Below are 17,919 nucleotides of genomic sequence, written 5' to 3'. Positions count from 1 at the left end.
GGATAGGGAAAATGCTAAAGCAACGATCGAATCAATTCGACTGATTCGGGAAAATCTGCCTGGTGTTCACTTTATGCTGGGGGTCTCTAACATTTCTTTTGGCTTGAGTCCAGCCACTCGCATCACCTTAAATTCGGTCTTCCTGAATGAAGCAATGAAAGCTGGGATGGATGGTTCGATTGTCTCTGCTGCCAAGATTTTACCCTTATCGAAGATTGACGAAGAACATCAACAGATATGTCGCGATTTGATTTATGACAAGCGCAAATTTGAAGGAGATATTTGCACCTACGATCCATTGACGAAGCTGACGGAAATTTTTGCGGGGGTGAGTGCAAAGGATGCTAGATCGAGTGCTTCCTTAGCAGATTTGCCCATCGATGAACGCTTGAAGCAACATATTATTGATGGCGAGCGGATTGGATTAGATGATGCGTTAAAGGCAGGTTTAGATGCAGGTCATAAAGCACTGGAGATTATCAATACTTTCTTGTTGGATGGGATGAAGGTTGTAGGCGAACTGTTTGGCTCTGGTCAAATGCAATTGCCTTTCGTGTTGCAGTCAGCCGAAACCATGAAATCTGCCGTTGCTTTCCTCGAACCCTACATGGAAAAAATCGAAGGCGAGGATGAAGATCGCGGTAAAGGTAAATTCTTGATTGCTACGGTTAAAGGCGATGTCCATGATATCGGGAAGAATCTGGTGGATATCATCTTGACTAATAATGGCTACAAGGTAGTCAATCTGGGCATTAAACAAGCCATTGAGGCAATCGTCGAAGCCTATGAGCAGCATCACCCTGATTGTATTGCTATGAGTGGCTTGCTGGTGAAGTCTACAGCATTTATGAAAGAAAATTTGGCAGCATTTAATGCTAAAGGGATTACAGTTCCAGTGATTTTGGGCGGTGCAGCACTAACTCCAAAATTTGTGTATGGAGATTGTCAAGATACTTACAACGGGCAGGTGATTTACGGGAAAGATGCTTTTGCTGATTTGACCTTTATGGATCGGCTGATGCCTGCCAAAGAACAGGAATGTTGGGTGGATACCGAAGGCTTTACAGGGGAATTTGCTCAGTTTAACCAAAAGGGACGCAAGGCGATTGAAGATTCAGATCGAGAAGTCAATGGTGATGGGAAGAAATCCGATGAACCCACTGTCATTGACACCAAACGCTCGGAAGATGTGGCGATTGATATCGAACGTCCTACGCCGCCTTTCTGGGGTACGAAAATTATTCAGAGTGGCGATCTAGATTTAGAAGAACTGTTCTGGTACATGGATTTGCAAGCACTGTTTGCTGGGCAATGGCAATTCCGTAAACCAAAAGGTCAATCTCGTGAGGAATATGATTGGTTCCTGGCATCAAAGGTTCATCCGATCTTGGAAGAATGGAAGCAAAAAATTCGCACAGAAAAATGGTTGGAGCCAACTCTAGTTTATGGTTATTTCCCCTGTGCAGCGATCGGCAATTCTGTTCATGTTTATGATCCTAGTGTCATTGAGCAAGGGTTAACACCGAAAACAGCAACCCCTTTCGTCACTTGGACATTCCCTCGTCAGAAATCCGGGCGTCGGCTGTGCATTGCTGATTTCATCCGCCCAGTCGAACAGAATCAATTTGATGTCTTGCCTATGCAGGCAGTCACTATGGGAGAAATTGCCACCGAGAAAGCACAGGAACTCTATAAAGACAACAAGTACACCGATTATCTGTACTTCCACGGGATGGCGGTGCAGATGGCGGAAGCTTTGGCAGAATGGAGTCATGCCAGAATTCGGCGGGAATTAGGTTATGGGGATTTAGAACCTGATAACATTCGCGATGTATTAGCCCAAAGGTATCAGGGTTCTCGGTATAGTTTTGGCTATCCAGCTTGTCCGACGGTGATGGATCAAGTGCCACAGTTGCAATTATTGGGATGCGATCGCATTGGGATATCGATTGATGAGAGCGAACAGCTTTATCCAGAGCAAACGACTACTGCTTTTGTCACCTATCATCCTGTCGCTAGATATTTTAGTGCGTAAGAGCGATCGGCAATGGGGTCGCGCTGAAATCCAGGCGACCTCTAAGTAGATCGAAGGAGGTTTCTGTAGGATGTGTTAGCGATAGCGTAACGCATCAAAACCTGAATTTGCGGTGCATTACGGTTCTGCCGATGCTGGTGGCGAAATTAACATTCCGAAATATTGGCAACAAAACGAAGATTTTTGAAGCCCCCCAGCCCCCAATCCTGGGGGAGCCTGGACTCAAAGTCCCCCATAATTGGGGGATTTAGGGGGCTTCGGTGTCGCTTCACGACATTACGAAATATTTCGCCAGCAGCGTCCGGCTCTGCCTAACGCACCCTACAAGCTGGATTTGCTTTCAAAATAGAGGTCTCTAATGAGTCAAACAAACGATGGATCGAATTGGCATCAAGATTTTATTGCCAGTAATTTGCTGGTCATTGGTTATAATGCTTGGGTTGGTCATCTCAGTCAGAAGCGCGGTGCGATAGTTTGTAGCACAAATTCTCCAACATTGGGGGTTGGCGGAGAATCATTCCAAACCCATTTTGTCGGACGTTCTCGCCTAGCGCCATTCCTGAATGCCTGGTTAGCGGCTCCTGAAACTGCAATTTTGCGCCATGACTTTATGATTGGTCACATCTTGGAAGTAGTCGATAATTATGATCCAACCACAGAGGTTGTGTTGTTGCTGGAGTCTTTCGAGCAGGCGATGTTCTTTTACTTGAAAAACCTACCCATCACACCACCTCAATGCTACGAGCAAGTATGTAAGACTTGGGATGAATTCCAGCCTGGAGTTAGTGCTGGGCAAGACGAACAACTTCCAAGGGGGGAGCATTACATGCAGCCGAGTTACTAGAGACGGGTCTTGGCAACGGATCTTGGTAGCTTTTGGCGATCTTGACCTGATGCGATGTGCGATCTGGGCAACCGCTGAAAGAACCCAAGATTTGGCGATAGGTGCGCTTCGCGGATCGCATCATTCTCAACAACAGCAAGCCCTCTTTTTCGTGGTGGATATTCTTGAATTATTTCTTGAAGTAAATCATCTACGCAGCAATAAACAACTATGATAAAATCTTCCATAATCTTTGTCCCACCTAATCGAGTTTCAATTTGTGTATTTTGAAAATTTAGTGGTGGGACTTTTTTTATGTCTTGCGGCTTGGTCCCAATTCCCGCTTGAATGTATTTAAGGATACATAAATTACTGTTCTTTAAGCTCGGCTGAACCTGATTTAGAAAAAAAGTTGCATATTGCGTGATAACTGAAATGACAGGTCTTGGATACGCTCCGACTGTGCTCGCATCGCTGGAAAATCTCCTTTCTTCGACGAATATTGTCAGTTTTGAGGGCAATTCACCGTCTATATGTTGGTCGGGGATGATGGTTAAAGCCCTTGTCCCCGACCAACATACAGAATACTTGTCGCCCCTTCAGGTCATCAGTGGGTTTCAGCTCCTTCGACCTCCCTAGGGGCGATAGGCAGGAACTTAGGGGCTGTATGCCTCTCCTGGAAAGTGTTTCAGCATGCGCGAGTATTTCTTGTTTTAAGATAAATTCGCACTCTCCAGTTAGTGGGAAACCATAACACAACTCCTAGTTTCTCGATGCCTATTAGCTATGATGTAATTTAAAGGTAAGGAAAACTATGTCTTCTGTTCGCAATCGCCTAGAGCCATTTTTGTGGGATTTGCTCCAAGAGTTTGAAGAGAATGGACCTGGCCCAAAGCGCTATACAAACAAAGTTATCAAGAGTTATCTTGATGTTCTAAAAAATGGACTCCAGGATACTACTACTAAGAAAACTGTAGCAGTGATTGGTGCTGGTGTATCAGGACTACTCGCAGCTCGCCTACTGACTGAAGCAGGCCACAAGGTTACAGTCTATGAAGCCAACACTAGAGTGGGTGGGCGAGTTAAGACAATTCGAGAACCCTTTAAATGGGGACAAACTGCTGAAGCTGGGGCAATGCGTCTACCCACAAGCTATCAGTTGGTGCTTCATCTCATTGAGAAGTATAAACTACCACTCACCAAGTTTTATAACTATGATGAAAATGGCAATAACTTCATCTTTGTGAATGGGGTAAAAGTCAGACGGGGAGAATATATCAGGAATCCAGATTGTCTCAAGTGGCCTGGATTAAGAGACGATGAAAAGGGAAAAACAGCAGAAACACTTTGGCAACAGGCAACTCAGCCTTTAATTGACCAAGCAACAACAGCCTGTGGTTGGTTAGATGTAATTGAACAGTATGGTGACTATTCCGTCTATGAATTTCTGAAGCACGTCGCCAAGTATTCACCTGCTGCAATTGAGTTCGTCGAAGTCTTGATGAATTTGGAATCACGTTCTGCTCTTTCGTTAATTCAACAGATCATCGAAGAAGCCGATCACAGCCCTGGAACCGACTATTATGGTATTGCGGGTGGGATGGAGCTGCTGCCAAACTCTATGGCAGAACATCTCAAATCATTGAAAGTACCAATTTATTTCAACCATCGCCTAACCAAGATTGAATATACAGAAACAGAGAATGTGAAGCTCAGTTTTACGGGTACAAAACCCCGTCCTCTCCAGTCGCGTGGGGGTGATGGAATCTGGCCTGTTCCCAGTCCAGAGCCCGTAGAATATGAGGCTGTTGTTTTGACGATTCCTTTCCCTGCCCTGCGTTTTGTTGATGTCCAGCCTCTCGAAAAGTTTAGCCACAATAAGCGCAAGGCCATCCGAGAACTCAACTACGATGCCTCAACTAAGGTTTTCTTACAATTCTCTGAGCGATTCTGGGAGACTGAAGATGGAATGTATGGTGGTCATACCATCACGGATTTAGCAAATCGTTTTATCTATTACCTGACACCAGAGAACAAGGACCAAAAGGGAGGAATCATCATCTCCAGCTATACTTGGGCACGAGAGGCTCGTGGTTGGGACTCCCTTACGGAAGAGGAGCGGGTTCAAAACTCCCTCGATGTTTTGGCTCAGATCCACGGCGAACACATCAAGGATTACTTTGTTGTGGGGACTTCACAAAGTTGGCAAATTGATACCTTCTCTTTTGGTGAGGCGGCGATGTTTAGTCCCGGTCAAATTCAGGAATTAAAGTACTATATTTCAGAACCAGAAGGAAATGTTTACTTTGGTGGTGACCTCACCTCTCTGAAGGTTGCCTGGATTGAAGGAGCTGTCGAGTCTGGAATTCGAGTGGCTCAAGAAGTAAATGGGGACATTAACTTTCCAGCTATGCTGCCCTCTGAAACAAGTACCAGTTGAGGCTAGTGTTTCTCGTATGAGTGACACCTGAAGATATGTGGTTCTACTCCGCGTGAGCCACATCTGACGATCGCTTACAGCAGTTTTCATAATTAGTAGACCACAGTAGGGACGTTCCATGGAACGTCCCTACGGGGTTTTGGTTGTGGCGATGTGGTTCATCAATCTGAAAAGCGCTGTAAGCAAAACCGACGTTGTTTACGCCTTGTAAATAAATACTTCGATCTTGCTGAATGAAGCGATGAAAGCTGGGATGGATGGGGCGAATGTCTCGGCTGCCAAGATTTTGCCGTTATCGAAGATTGCCGAAGAACATCAACAGGTATGTCGCGATTTGATTTATGACAATCGCAGATTTGAAGGGGATATTTGCACTTACGATCGGTTGACGAAGCTGACGGAAATTATAGCGGGTGGACTGTTAATTAGCTAAAAGTCAAAAAAAACATTTGGCCCAAAAGCCTTTTATGGTGATGTCCCTAACCCGACACAGTTGTAAATAAAAAGTTTTTTTCTGTGATGTTAATTATGAGAATAATTATCATTCTCCAGCATAATTATCCTCCAATGCATTCCAAGCTGAATTGCTTTGGGGTTAAAAAGGCTGGAGGAGAAGTCCGAGGCTAACTATAACTATTACGCATAAGCTAAGTATTGAAATTCCGATACCTCAGTTAAAGACTTAATTTATCCAACGCCTCCAGACCCTTTGCTACACGCACCTTATTGTTTCCTCTCCCTCGTCGGTGTAAAATTAGTATGGGTTTAGCCTGTTGGACATAGTTGTGTCTTTCGCCTTCTTTTGTCACTCGGCCTTTTCTCCGGAATACACTTGAGCAATATATGGCGACAGAGCTTACGACTTTTACATCATTGTCCACTCTGATCGAAAAAATAGCCTCCGATGAGGTGATTGATACTGCTTATCAATGGTTGTGTAAAAAACGCAAACATTATCATCCTAATGCCGATGTCTGGCAGCTCAGACGATGGTGGCATGAGAAAAAACCCATTCTACAGGCGCAAATTCTTTCGGGCAATTTTCAATTTCGGGAGTTGCGCTTGATTCGAGGTGAGGAGAAGTCAATCGAATGGTGGTCGTCTTTGGATGCTTTGGTGTTAAAGGCGATGACTATTGTTTTGACGGAACATTTGAAACCTGTGCTTTCGACCCGGTGTTTTCACTTAGCCGGGAATGGTGGGTTGAAGGGGGCGGTGCGAGAGGTTGCGGCTAATGTTGAGGAGCATCCATTTGTGTTTCGCACTGATGTTAAGGGGTATTATGCCAGCATCAATCATGGGATTTTGATGGATATTGTGGGGAAATATGTCCAGGACGATGCCGTTTTACGTTTGTTATGGGGTTATCTACGTCGCTATGTTTCCGATGGGGGTGAATATATTGATATTACCCAGGGGATTTCTTTGGGGTGTCCCTTATCTCCACTGATGGGGGCTTTGTTTTTGAAGCCTTTAGATGACCGCATGGCTACATTGGGCTGCTTTTACGTCCGGTATATGGATGACTGGGTGATTCTGGCTCCGACGAGATGGAAGTTGAGAAAAGCCATCAAGGCAACTAACCAGGTGATGAGTGAGTTACGGGTGGTTAAATCGGGTAAGGTTTGGGAATCACTTCCCGCCCCTCCCCTAAGAACCGTGCGTGACTGTTTCCAATCACACGGCTCAAGCCTTACTTCCAGCCCTTAACTTGGATTTGGATGCGTGAGTGTACCTGTTTGTGACACGCTCTGTGCAGATGCATTAGGTTTTCTGAGTCGTCAGTTCCACCATTTTGCACAGGTACTATGTGATGGGTTTCAATTTCTTCTCCGTTGAATAGGTTCCCTCCACACACAGGACATTTCCAATTTTGTTGTTTGGCTACTCGTTCGTATTTAGAACCTTTTGCCCAATATTTCTTCCCGTTTGATGTGTTTCGTTTTTCCCAATATTCACGGAGCGAGGGGTCATCAGGGCTAGCGTTCCCTTTGACTTTTATGTGCCTTACTATGGGTTTACTACTGATATCATAGAGAATATAAAGTTTTTCTTTCCCTGCTCTACCAGTCCCTTTGCACATAAATGTCCAGTTGTTCCCTCTGAAGCTACCAAAGTAGCGCTTCTTAACCCATTTTTTTGATTTGTTGGGGTGTCGGCGCAATCCCCATTTATAGAGGTAAATACATACACGGTGTCCTATGTATGAGAAGGTTTTCTTGCTAACCACACCTCTGTAGTAGTTGGCAAAACCCATCAGAAGGGGATTAAGGGCTTTAATTACTTCTTGTTGCGTACTAGCTTTCATTTGTGATAGTCTTTCCCCTATCCTTTTGCACAAAGCTAATACTTTTTCTTTTTGAGGTTTGATGAGTAACTTGCCTTGATAGTGGCGAAGATTGAACCCCAAGAAGTTAAAGCCCTCTTTGATGCTTACTATCCTTGTCTTCTGGTCACTAATTTCCAGTCCTCTATTTGATAACCATTGCTTGATCAGAACTAGCACTTGTTCCAAGGATTCAAAATCCTTTGCAGTAACAACAAAGTCATCTGCATACCTGATGATGCCTAGCTTTGGGTTGGTTTGTTTAATATATGTTTCTAACCCGTGCAACCCAATATTTGCTAATAATGGGCTGATTACACCACCTTGAGGAGTGCCTGTTTCCGTTGGGTTTAATATACCTTCATGGATAAATCCTGCTTTTAACCATTCTTTTATTGACTCAGCATTAGGAAAAGAGCCAATCTTTTCAAGTATGGATTCATGGGCAATGTTATCAAAGAAGCCCTGAATATCAGCGTCTAGAACCCAAGTATGTCCGCCTCTTACACCTCGCCTTAAGTGGATAAAGCATTGTTCGATGGCATCAAGACAACTTCTTCCTGGTCTAAAGCCATAAGAATTGACTTCAAACTGGGATTCCCATTCGGGTTCTAGTGCGTTCTTGATTATTGCTTGAGCGACTCTATCCTTCACGGTTGGGATTCCGAGAGGACGTTTCTTGCCGTTTGATTTCGGGATATATACCCGTCTTGTGGGTTTGGCTGTTGGCATGGCCCATTCCTTGACAAGTTTCACTCGCTTTGCAGGTGTGTTGCAGACCTCCTTATCAATACCTGCTGTTTGCTTTCCGGTGTTAACCTGAGTGATTTGTCTGACACTAAGCAACAAGTTGGCTCGACTTTTGATTAACAATTTCTGCAACCTCCTCAGTTGCTTCCATTGACCAAGCTTTCGGGCACGAAAGATTCTGTAACGTAAATTCCTAACAATTTTGCGGGCTTTTTTCCAGTTTACTTGTGACCAGTCCGCTAGTTGTCCGTTGACTCCATTTATCAAATTAATATTTGACAACTAACTTATGTCTCCGTTGGGCTTTTACTGGTACTGTTTTCTTTCGTATAAGACCCAAGAGAAGTTTGCTATTCCTTTCAGTCAGGGGCAAATTTTGAACCCCTATTCATCTCATTACAAGATGACATTCGCTTTTTCTCTCATCTTCTGCCCTCCAGAGTATTCGGTCTTCGTTACCTCGGACTTACTCATCGGTTCGACCTACCGTATGAGACTCTGTAGAGTTTACCCTGTTGTGTCAATTGAAGTTCGCTTCGGTGGTTAAGATGGCTACCTTTTCTGCGGTGGGAATTGTGTTTTCACGTTCAATGGAGGATGCAACCATTAAACCACCCACTTACCTTTTGGTCATAGCCTTTCAGGGATTTTGGCTATTCTTTCTGTTACACAGTTTAATCAGTAACTTAGACTATGTTCATCTTTCCACTTCATCCCCCTAGTTTCTGACCGCCTTTCCCTGGCAGCTTCAAATACATTTAGAGCTTGCATTCCTAACATTTGAGTTAGTAGCTGGACTGTTGTACAGTCTTTTCTATGGAGGCTGGAGGTGAAAATCTCCAGAGGACCCTTGTGTCCCAATTCAATTGACCTTATCAGGTCGCGCACATCCGGATAAAACGTTCATCGGGAGAGTTGCCAAGGGTTCTAGGCTATTGGTTTTCAACCCGGGGGTTGGCAGTGGCAGTGGTTACGGTGGAACGGTTTATGGAGCGTGTTCGTCGGCTTTACGAGCAAAATGCGACGGCGAGTCGTATTGAGGAATACGCTCGCCGTTGGTGGATTTGAGTTAGAAGTGGTGTTCGGAGAGTTGAGTTGGGAAGGTCAGGGGAAGAAGCAATCACGCTGTTCGCGGCTCACACACCCATACCATGATCGCTTGCAAGAGAGCTTTGACCCTAGATTTCCTTCCTACTAAAAGTCACTATTCTCCATACCCGGGTGGGCTACCTACGACGGCTTATCCTGTAACCCATTTCGCGAAACTGTTGGCTATATCATTCACGAGATCCGCAAGATATTCCAGAGCCGAAATAATTGCGTCCAACACTTTGTTGAAAAAATTTGTGATGGCTTCCCATACTTCCTTAAGCGCGGCAACGATTCGTTCCCAAACGTCGGCTAGCCATTCGGTGATTTGGGTTATGATATCGGGCGAATCATTGTGCTCCTCTAGTAACTTGGCTACCTCGTCAGTTTTTTTGTTTCGACACTTTTGTTCGGATTCGCTTAACTCGGAGTCAATCTCTTTCTCCCGCTTTTGCCACGCGTCGATGTCCGGGTTTCCGCCACTCGGCAGATTTTCTTGGATGTTTTGCTTGCGGGCCGTGTTCGCAACTTCGTGACTAGCTTTTAGGCATGCTTTTAGTTCGTCCTCGATCTCCTTTAGGCGCGCGGCTACCTGATCATCGTCGGACTTGGCCTTGAGCAGGTTCGTACTGAAAGACGATAGTTTGCTACTTATCTCACCGGGGATGGGGAGAGGAGCCCGCATATCGCTTGATCCGAACAAACGCAGCATCTCTACTGCTTCTGCATATGTAACTTGGGTTGTCATGAATTCGTACCTGCCTTTTGTCGGTTTATTTGTACGTTTACTAGACGGGTTCGCGGCGTTGGTTCTTACCGTCGTTTAGCGTTGACATCTGAAGAAAAGATTATGTGCGGATGCGGTGCTGGTGTAGGGCACGAGTGTCTTTGTTTGAGGGCCGCAACCCGCCGAGCTCGTGGAGCGTCCTACATCTTTCGTATTACGAACAGTCATCAATCCACTTTTGCGCATATCTAAACTAGTAGAACATGCTGAGTATCGGGTGGTTCTAGGGCTTGATGTTTGATTTGGCTGTCGTTACCCCTGCTTGTGGGTATGGCACGTGGCTGACTTCGTGGCCTAAGTCTTGATTTAGGCGGCCCGATTTTTGGCTCATAACACGCTCGGCACGAACAGAATGGTGTAAAGTGCGATGATATTGAACATATATAAATGGCTGAGTTATGAGCGGATCGCCTCAACCACGAAACCACGAGATCAAGGATGGGAAGTGTCACCTGGTTCATATTCCTTACCCTTTCCTTCAACTGAGCCATCCCACTCGAAGGCACATCGTTGGCCGATGGCCGGTGCGGCATTATCCAGCGAGTACTAACAACATTAGTCCACACACTCACCCCAGACACTACAGCACACGCTTCCGCATCCGGGTCGTCCGCTTCCACTCTCTCAACACCATCTCCTTCTGCCGCGACAATCACCTTTTCCATTATTGCCTGTTCAGCAACGACCGATGGTTCCACAAAACGCTCTGCCGATGCAGGGATTTCTGCCTCTATTGCAACCGCCGACGGCAAATTGATCGATTCTGGCGGTATCGCCAAAAGCTGATTCGCGTGTTCGGCTTTTGCCTCATTTTTCGCCGTATGCCCTATTTCCTTCTTCGTGCGACAAACGCTCTGCGCACTAATCCCCCTTACATCGTTATCATTGCCTCGGATATAGTCACTCAACTGCTGTTTCAGATGTTTCCGTGCCAAACAGATTCGCTTGCAAACATTCTCGTAGGATATCCCTTGTTCCGAGGCTATATCCTGATGACTGAGTTGTCGATAAAAATGCAAACTAAATGTCTCGTGCAACAGTTCAGGTAAAGCCTCGATCGCCGCCCGAATCACTATTACTTGCTCTTCTCTCTCCAAAATCTGTTCCGGGGCATCCACCCCACGGGGTGCTATCGCATTCTCTGTTGCTCCCACCCATTCGAGACTATCTGTACCCGCCGCTTCCTTCGAGCGTTTGCGGATAAGATCGATACAAAAATTACGAGTTACCTGATACAACCAAGCCTTTAAATTAGTAATTTTTTCCCCGAACTTTTGCACCTTTTCCCAAGCTTTCACCATTGCCTGACTCAGAGCATCCTCGGCATCCATTGGGTTAAAATTCATCATCTTGAGACAGCAGCGATAAAGCTGGTCTCGACTTTCTTGCCATTGCTGCCAAAACTGAGAGATTAGATGGGAGCGATCGCTCTGTGTTTCCGCATTATCCATTAAGTCTCGTCTTATATTTGCAGTGCTGGAGGTCAGAAAAAATGAAATTGATTTTTTCCTTCGGATTATCGCCCCTCCTCCTCCCTTCCATCCCACACCCTGCATAAAATTCTGCCAAAAAACAGAAAGTCTGGATAAAAAAGGTGGGTCTCTACTAACATTAACCACATCAGTAATATTCAACCCCACGATCGCCTTTAATCTCATCGACCGTTGAATACTTATAAATAAAGGAGCGGGGAAAGGAGAAAATAGAGAGATTTCCTCTGTGTAACGAAGATCGGTTTTTTCATAACTAATTATCCGAACTCGATCTAACTCACCAAAACAATCAACAGTCTCATGCTTTTCTGCCTTTGGTTGTGATGGAGAAATAGGGCGATCGCCTGATGGAGTAATGGAATGGCAACCAAACATAGCATTATTCTTGGGAAATGGTTGAACTTTTGCTATCTCACTTTCAACCGATACAGTCTGCGTCTCCAAAACACTCTTATCATCTTGCGACCTTATCTGCTGCTGTTTTTCCCCATTTTCTTCTGGAGTAGGAAACTGACTCTCCACTGACATCTGTAGGGACGAATGGCCTTTTGCACTTACTTCCGACTCCGACTCTAGAAAATAGGCACTCAACTTCTCTTTAAGGCGTTTCCGTGCCAAAGAGATCCGCTTGCAGACATTATCATAAGATATCCCTTGCTGTTCGGCAATTTCTTTATGGGAAAGCTCCCGATAAAAATGCAAAATAAACGTCTCTCGATACTTTTCCGGCAACTCAGCGATCGCTCCTCGTATCCGTTCGGACCTCTCCTCTCTCTCCAGAACTGACTCTGGACATTCAACCGTTCCTGTAGTAATAACTTCCTCAGTATTACCCACCCATTCAATACTTTCAACACCCACAGCAGCACGAGAACCTTTACGGATAAGATCGATGCAAAAATTACGAGTTACCTGATACAACCAAGCCTTTAAATTAGTAATTTTTTCCCCGAACTTTTGCACCTTTTCCCAAGCTTTTACCATTGCCTGACTCAGAGCATCCTCGGCATCCATTGGGTTAGAATTCATCATCTTGAGACAGCAGCGATAAAGCAGGCCTCGACTTTCTTGCCATTGCTGCCAAAACTGGGAGAGAATATGGGAGCGATCGTTCTCTGTCCCAGCATGATCCATTAAGTTTCGTCTTGTATTTGCAGTGCTGGAGGTCATAAAAAATGAAATTGGTTTTGTCCTTCTGATTGGAGTTTGGACAAAATGTTAATTTCGATCCTCTCTCCTTAAATAAGACAATTTCCAAACCCAATTTCTGAATTTTTCGAGTTAGAGCTGATTTGTAAACTTCGCTAAAAGTCTTATATTACCGAAGAATTAATAATTCAATAATTCAATAATTAAATAATTCAGGTTTAAAGCCTCCCCTTTCAAGGGGAAAAAATTTCTTTTTTTCCTTTTATTCAATCCTCTTCCTTTTAGGGAGAGGTAATTATCAATTATCAATTATCAATTATCAATTATCAATTATTGAACTAGCTTTTAGAACTTATAAATTTACTTAAAAATAACTCTTAAAACCTAAGAATAGCAAGTAATTCAGGGCCTTAAGATTTACTTTATAAATCAGCTCTTAGCACTAATTTTTTTAATCTCGACTCAACCAACTTCAATCATCAACCCACATTTCGTACTTCAAAGCGTATTACTAATGAAGCATTCCTTTCAATTATCGGCGTGTGAGTAGCATTTGATACTGCCGACGAACTTCTCACGGGGTGACAAGCACCCCGAAACCTATACCAAAACTGGCTTAACCTGATCCAACCTGAAGACAACAATTGAAGGGAATAACTATTATAATACTTAAAAGCAGATAATATAGTAGCAATCTTAATTTTACTTTATGGACTGCCTAGTAAACATAAATCTGACTGAATGTATTTTATGGGATTGAATGACTGTCACAATTTTCAGGATTTCCGAAAATTAGCGAAACGCCGACTACCAGGACCAATTTTTAATTACATCGATGGAGCGGCCGATGATGAACAGACTTATCGGCGCAACACTCAAGCCTATGAAGAATGCGATCTTATTCCGAACGTGCTTGTCGGTGTGGAAAATGTGGATATGTCAGTTGAGGTGATGGGGCAAAAACTAGATATGCCTATCTACTGTGCCCCGACAGCATTGCAACGCCTTTTTCATCACGAAGGAGAGCGTGCGGTTGCGAGAGCTGCTGCAGAATATGGCACGATGTTTGGGGTGTCTTCACTGGCGACTGTCACCGTTGAAGAAATCTCAAAAATCGCAAACACGCCGAAGATGTTTCAGTTCTACTTCCATAAAGACCGCGGCTTGAATGATGCGTTGCTTGAACGTGCACGAGCAGCAAACTTTAATGTGTTGGCATTAACTGTCGATACCATTACTGGTGGTAATCGCGAGCGGGATTTGCGTACCGGATTTACTTCGCCACCCAAATTAACACTTGACTCCTTAATGAGTTTTGCGACGCACCCAGCATGGGCTTGGAACTTTTTGACAAAAGAAAAGTTCGATATGCCACATTTGTCTGGCTATGTCTCGCAGGGAACGAATTTAGCAGTCTCTGTTGGCGATTACTTCTCAACGATGCTAGATCAATCCATGAATTGGAATGATGCTGAAAAACTCTGCTCACAGTGGAATGGGCAGTTTGCACTGAAAGGGATAATGAGTGTGGAAGATGCCAAGCGTGCTGTTGATATTGGTTGTACGGGTATTATGGTTTCTAACCACGGTGGCCGTCAGCTCGATGGTTGCCGTAGCCCCTTTGATCAACTCGCAGAAATTTGTGATGCTGTTGGGGATAAAATTGATGTCATTTGCGAAGGTGGTATTCAGCGCGGTACCCATGTGCTTAAGGCGCTATCTGTTGGAGCTAAAGCATGTTCAGGTGGGCGATTCTATCTTTTTGCATTGGCCGCTGCTGGGAGAGCAGGAGTTGAGCGTGTTTTAGGTAATATGCGCACTGAGATTGAGCGTGATATGAAATTGATGGGAGTGACCAAGCTCGATCAATTGAGTAGAGATAATCTACGCTTTCATCACTCACGATGAAGCTGCGTAGGGTGGGCAAGGTCTAATGAAAGAATTGAGAATTTTCCGACCTAGGCTTGTTCACCCTACAAATATACCGAGAAAGAACTGTATTCCCAACAAATTCCTCATAGCTTGCACCTAACTTCGATTTGCCTTATTGCTGTTAAGTAGAGAGGCGATCGCTGCGCTCGTTTTTTCTCTATTACTGGCTTGGGGTGGATTATTAATCCAGTAATCGAAGCGGTATTAGAAATTTATAGCAGCGAGGAAGCAATACCAATAATGACGCGATTGCGAAGCTAGCCGAAGGCATCGCTTTCTCGGCGATTGGCTGAAAGTTAACCATACTGCCTATGTAAATATTTGAAGATCGTACCTATATGTTAGAATTGACTACTATCAAACAAACAGCCCTCGATTATCTCTTGTCCAATGATGTCTATCTAATCTCCCCCACTCCCCCACTCCCCCCACTCCCCCACTCCCCTACTCTCAACTATATAGTAAGTATTCAACCGGATTTGATATAATCTCCCCCACTCCCCTATTCCCAACTATAAAATAACTATTCAACCGGATTCTATATGACTCCTGACTCCTGACTCCTCATTAAATTCACCCGCTTCAAACCTTTTTCTGAGTTCCTGACGCTGAATTTTGCCGATCGCTGTTTTCGGAATTGTCTCTTTGGACACCGGAATTAGGAAATCTGGATTCACCCCAATCTTTTCGACAACATTGTTCTGAATTTTCTGTATCAGTGCGTTTAAGGAATTATCCTTAGTCTCAGTTGCACTGAAAAAGATTGCTAATCTATCAGTATTGTCCCCAGGTTTTCTGACCGCACAGGCAGCAGTAGAAGTAACTTCAACTCCTTCAACTTCTTCCACGGCAGCTTCAATATCGTGGCTATAGTAATTTTCAGCACTAATAATAATCACATCTTTCTGCCGCCCAGTAATGGTTAAACGCCCATCCTTGAGAAACCCCAAGTCTCCCGTGTTGAACCATCCATCCTCAGTGAAAGCTTGTTGGTTCGCCTCCTGATTTTGATAATAACCAGATGTTACCGTTAACCCCTTAACCTGTAATGCACCAATTTCTCCCTCTGCAACTACCTGGTTTTGGTCATCTACAATTCGCAGGTCAACTCCAGGAATGGGCGCTCCAACTTCTACAAATAGATCGTCGTCTGTGGTTGATGAGAGCGAAAAGTTATTGGAAAAAGTGATGCCGGAGGATACTTCTGCCATTCCCCAAGAAGGACGCATAGTTGTAGGTGCTAGTCGGTGAGGAGTCAGTCGTTGCAAAAAACGCCGTGCTGTCTTTGCAACAATGGTTTCAGCTCCGTTTAAGAAATATTTCATCGACGATAAATTCCATTGCCCTTTTGGGTTCGCATCAGCACAGTCATTAACCAAGCTATATGCAAAATTCGGGCCGAAGGCGATGCTAACCCGAAATCTATCGATTAAATCTAGCCAAATAAGCGGTTCTTGTAGAAATAATTGCAAAGGAAAATGTATCTGTCTACTTCCTAGATAAACATCCCGAATATGGAAATATATCAGCCCTGCTACATGATCTATCGGAACCCAGTTTAAGCTAATATCTTCTCTGGTAAAACCGTTCATTTGCACTGAACCCATAGTTTGGCTCAACAAATTTTTGTGGCTCAGTAAAACTCCTTTTGGCATACCTGTACTACCCGAAGTCAACATCATAACAGCAACATCATCCGGTTGACTATGGTAAAAGTTGGAGTCTGGTTCGCAGTCGCACAACTCTGCAACTGTCCGCACCTGAAACTTTCCGAGCTGCAAAAGTTTTGGCAAATTAGGAATCTCCGCAGCAAAACTAGCATCTGTCAACAATAATGGTTGTTCCAGCATCTGTAAGGTATGGCAAAGTTTCCCCATGGTTCTGTTGACTTGTTTATCGTTAATATTAACGATACCAGCTACAGGAACTGGGACAAAACCGCCTAGTACGCATCCCCAAAAAGCACTGAGCGAGTCTTGATAAGATTCAATTTGAAAAACTACTTTATCTTGAGGTTGCAATCCTAGTTTTCTTAGACCAGACAGAATTCGTTGCGCTTCTAAAAATAAGTCTTTATAGGATTGAAATGTCTCAGACTTATCTGGTTGGATGTAAGTTATTCCTTACTCTGTAGTAGCTGCTTTTTGTAAAATTTCTCCGAGGATAGTTGGACTGTTTTCTGAGAAATTTACCGTTCCTCCATAGGCGATCGCTCTGGTTTGAGCTAAATCTTCTTTTTGGTGAGAAAACATTTTTTCGATCGGTGTTGGCAAAAATTTATATATATCAAATTGAGCGAGGAGAAGGAGCAATCATGCATTGCCTGTCACTCATTACTAGAGTTGTCGCTAAATAGAGGGAAAAAATCGCTCCAACCTAGACAGAGCAATCATTCCAAGGTATTTTTGTTGGCAATAGCTACAATCCTTATAGAACAAGGTTTTTGGGGATTTTTTAAGTTATAAAGCGACAAGTCTACTGACTAGCTGCGACCAGTGTTAGAAGCTTCCCAAAAACCACTTCGATGGATCTTCTGGGTCTTCCGAAGACCCATAGTCGCTACGGATTTTAGCATATTCATCTCGTGATATCGAACCATTCTTGTTGATATCTATACTTTCAAACGCACGTTTAATGCTTTCCTCGTTGGTTTCTCCCAGAGCTTTCAAAAATATCTCATATTCTTTAAAACTAATTGTGCCACTTCCATCTATATCCAAGCAATCAAACATTAGTTTGTTGACTTCTTGATTTTTTTCTAGTTGACTGGGTGGCATTTTTTCTCGAACTTCCAAAAATTCAATTAGAGAAACTTTTCCATCTCCATCTGTATCAGCAGCACTCAAATAATGATCCCAAACTTTAGCATAGGTATCAAGAATTTCCTGATATTTGCTATCTTCCTTTTTGAGACCAAAAGACTCAGCTATTCTTTTGGCAATTAGCTGCAAGTCTTCCTTTTCTAGCAGTCCATTTTTCTCTTGGTCATACTTATAAAATGCCGAAGCAAGTTTGCGTTGCACAAACGGTGATAACATAATTTTTCTCCTGTTGTATTTTCTCGGTTATGTCTTGAGCTGTAAACTATCATACTT

Annotated in this window: 14 protein-coding genes and 1 pseudogene; 7 read left to right on the top strand and 8 right to left on the bottom strand. The window is 43.9% G+C overall.

Annotation, left to right across the window (positions count from 1 at the left end):
• Both SAGCYANO_RS10220 and SAGCYANO_RS10215 read left to right on the top strand, forming a co-directional pair.
• A partial coding sequence (locus SAGCYANO_RS10220; RefSeq protein WP_202219978.1) for a vitamin B12 dependent-methionine synthase activation domain-containing protein occupies positions 1–2,035 on the top strand: 2,035 nt, incomplete at its 5' end.
• 358 nt (positions 2,036–2,393) lie between these two features.
• The gene (locus SAGCYANO_RS10215) at positions 2,394–2,879 is read left to right on the top strand and encodes a hypothetical protein (RefSeq protein ID WP_202219977.1); all 486 of its coding nucleotides are present in this window, start codon (positions 2,394–2,396) and stop codon (positions 2,877–2,879) included.
• Here SAGCYANO_RS10215 and SAGCYANO_RS10210 read toward each other — a convergent pair.
• Positions 2,876–3,379, bottom strand: coding sequence for a hypothetical protein (locus SAGCYANO_RS10210; protein ID WP_202219976.1), 504 nt, complete (start codon positions 3,377–3,379; stop codon positions 2,876–2,878). The genes SAGCYANO_RS10215 and SAGCYANO_RS10210 overlap by 4 nt on opposite strands.
• Before the next feature lie 293 nt (positions 3,380–3,672).
• Between SAGCYANO_RS10210 and SAGCYANO_RS10205 the strand changes: the two genes are divergently transcribed.
• Both SAGCYANO_RS10205 and SAGCYANO_RS50195 read left to right on the top strand, forming a co-directional pair.
• Complete coding sequence (locus tag SAGCYANO_RS10205; protein WP_202219975.1) at positions 3,673–5,298, top strand: flavin monoamine oxidase family protein; 1,626 nt, start codon at positions 3,673–3,675, stop codon at positions 5,296–5,298.
• A 220-nt stretch (positions 5,299–5,518) separates the two neighbouring features.
• Positions 5,519–5,713, top strand: a pseudogene (locus SAGCYANO_RS50195) (hypothetical protein); the annotation flags it as partial.
• 259 nt (positions 5,714–5,972) lie between these two features.
• Here SAGCYANO_RS50195 and SAGCYANO_RS47470 read toward each other — a convergent pair.
• A complete protein-coding gene (locus SAGCYANO_RS47470) occupies positions 5,973–6,107 on the bottom strand; it encodes a hypothetical protein (protein WP_255502523.1) in 135 nt (44 codons plus the stop codon).
• A 34-nt stretch (positions 6,108–6,141) separates the two neighbouring features.
• Between SAGCYANO_RS47470 and SAGCYANO_RS10195 the strand changes: the two genes are divergently transcribed.
• Entirely contained in the window at positions 6,142–7,008 is an 867-nt protein-coding gene (locus SAGCYANO_RS10195; RefSeq protein WP_202219973.1) for a reverse transcriptase domain-containing protein, read from the top strand.
• Here the strand turns inward: SAGCYANO_RS10195 and ltrA are convergent.
• A complete protein-coding gene (gene ltrA / locus SAGCYANO_RS10190) occupies positions 6,992–8,656 on the bottom strand; it encodes a group II intron reverse transcriptase/maturase (RefSeq protein ID WP_202219972.1) in 1,665 nt (554 codons plus the stop codon). The genes SAGCYANO_RS10195 and ltrA overlap by 17 nt on opposite strands.
• Before the next feature lie 633 nt (positions 8,657–9,289).
• Here ltrA and SAGCYANO_RS10185 point away from each other — a divergent pair.
• Positions 9,290–9,442 (top strand): hypothetical protein, encoded by a 153-nt coding sequence (locus SAGCYANO_RS10185; RefSeq protein ID WP_202219971.1) that lies wholly within the window; start codon positions 9,290–9,292, stop codon positions 9,440–9,442.
• A gap of 172 nt (positions 9,443–9,614) precedes the next feature.
• On the opposite strand, the gene SAGCYANO_RS10180 is transcribed toward SAGCYANO_RS10185, so the two are convergent.
• Positions 9,615–10,211 carry a hypothetical protein gene (locus SAGCYANO_RS10180; protein WP_202219970.1) on the bottom strand — a complete coding sequence of 199 codons (597 nt, stop codon included), beginning with the start codon at positions 10,209–10,211 and terminating at the stop codon, positions 9,615–9,617.
• 227 nt (positions 10,212–10,438) lie between these two features.
• Complete coding sequence (locus tag SAGCYANO_RS10175) at positions 10,439–12,877, bottom strand: RNA polymerase sigma factor (RefSeq protein ID WP_202219969.1); 2,439 nt, start codon at positions 12,875–12,877, stop codon at positions 10,439–10,441.
• A 765-nt stretch (positions 12,878–13,642) separates the two neighbouring features.
• Here SAGCYANO_RS10175 and SAGCYANO_RS10170 point away from each other — a divergent pair.
• Positions 13,643–14,800 (top strand): alpha-hydroxy acid oxidase, encoded by a 1,158-nt coding sequence (locus tag SAGCYANO_RS10170; RefSeq protein ID WP_202219968.1) that lies wholly within the window; start codon positions 13,643–13,645, stop codon positions 14,798–14,800.
• A 551-nt stretch (positions 14,801–15,351) separates the two neighbouring features.
• Here the strand turns inward: SAGCYANO_RS10170 and SAGCYANO_RS10165 are convergent.
• From SAGCYANO_RS10165 to SAGCYANO_RS10155, 3 genes are all read right to left on the bottom strand, one after another.
• Positions 15,352–16,935, bottom strand: coding sequence for an AMP-binding protein (locus SAGCYANO_RS10165; RefSeq protein ID WP_255502524.1), 1,584 nt, complete (start codon positions 16,933–16,935; stop codon positions 15,352–15,354).
• 12 nt (positions 16,936–16,947) lie between these two features.
• Entirely contained in the window at positions 16,948–17,076 is a 129-nt protein-coding gene (locus SAGCYANO_RS47465) for a hypothetical protein (RefSeq protein WP_255502522.1), read from the bottom strand.
• A gap of 246 nt (positions 17,077–17,322) precedes the next feature.
• Positions 17,323–17,862, bottom strand: coding sequence for an EF-hand domain-containing protein (locus SAGCYANO_RS10155; protein ID WP_202219966.1), 540 nt, complete (start codon positions 17,860–17,862; stop codon positions 17,323–17,325).
• Between the last annotated feature and the right edge of the window lie 57 nt (positions 17,863–17,919).

It is taken from the genome of Okeania sp. KiyG1 (assembly GCF_014132355.1).
GTDB lineage: Bacteria > Cyanobacteriota > Cyanobacteriia > Cyanobacteriales > Microcoleaceae > Okeania.
Note: the sequence above shows the minus strand (reverse complement) of the source record. Positions and strands in the feature narration are given on the sequence as shown.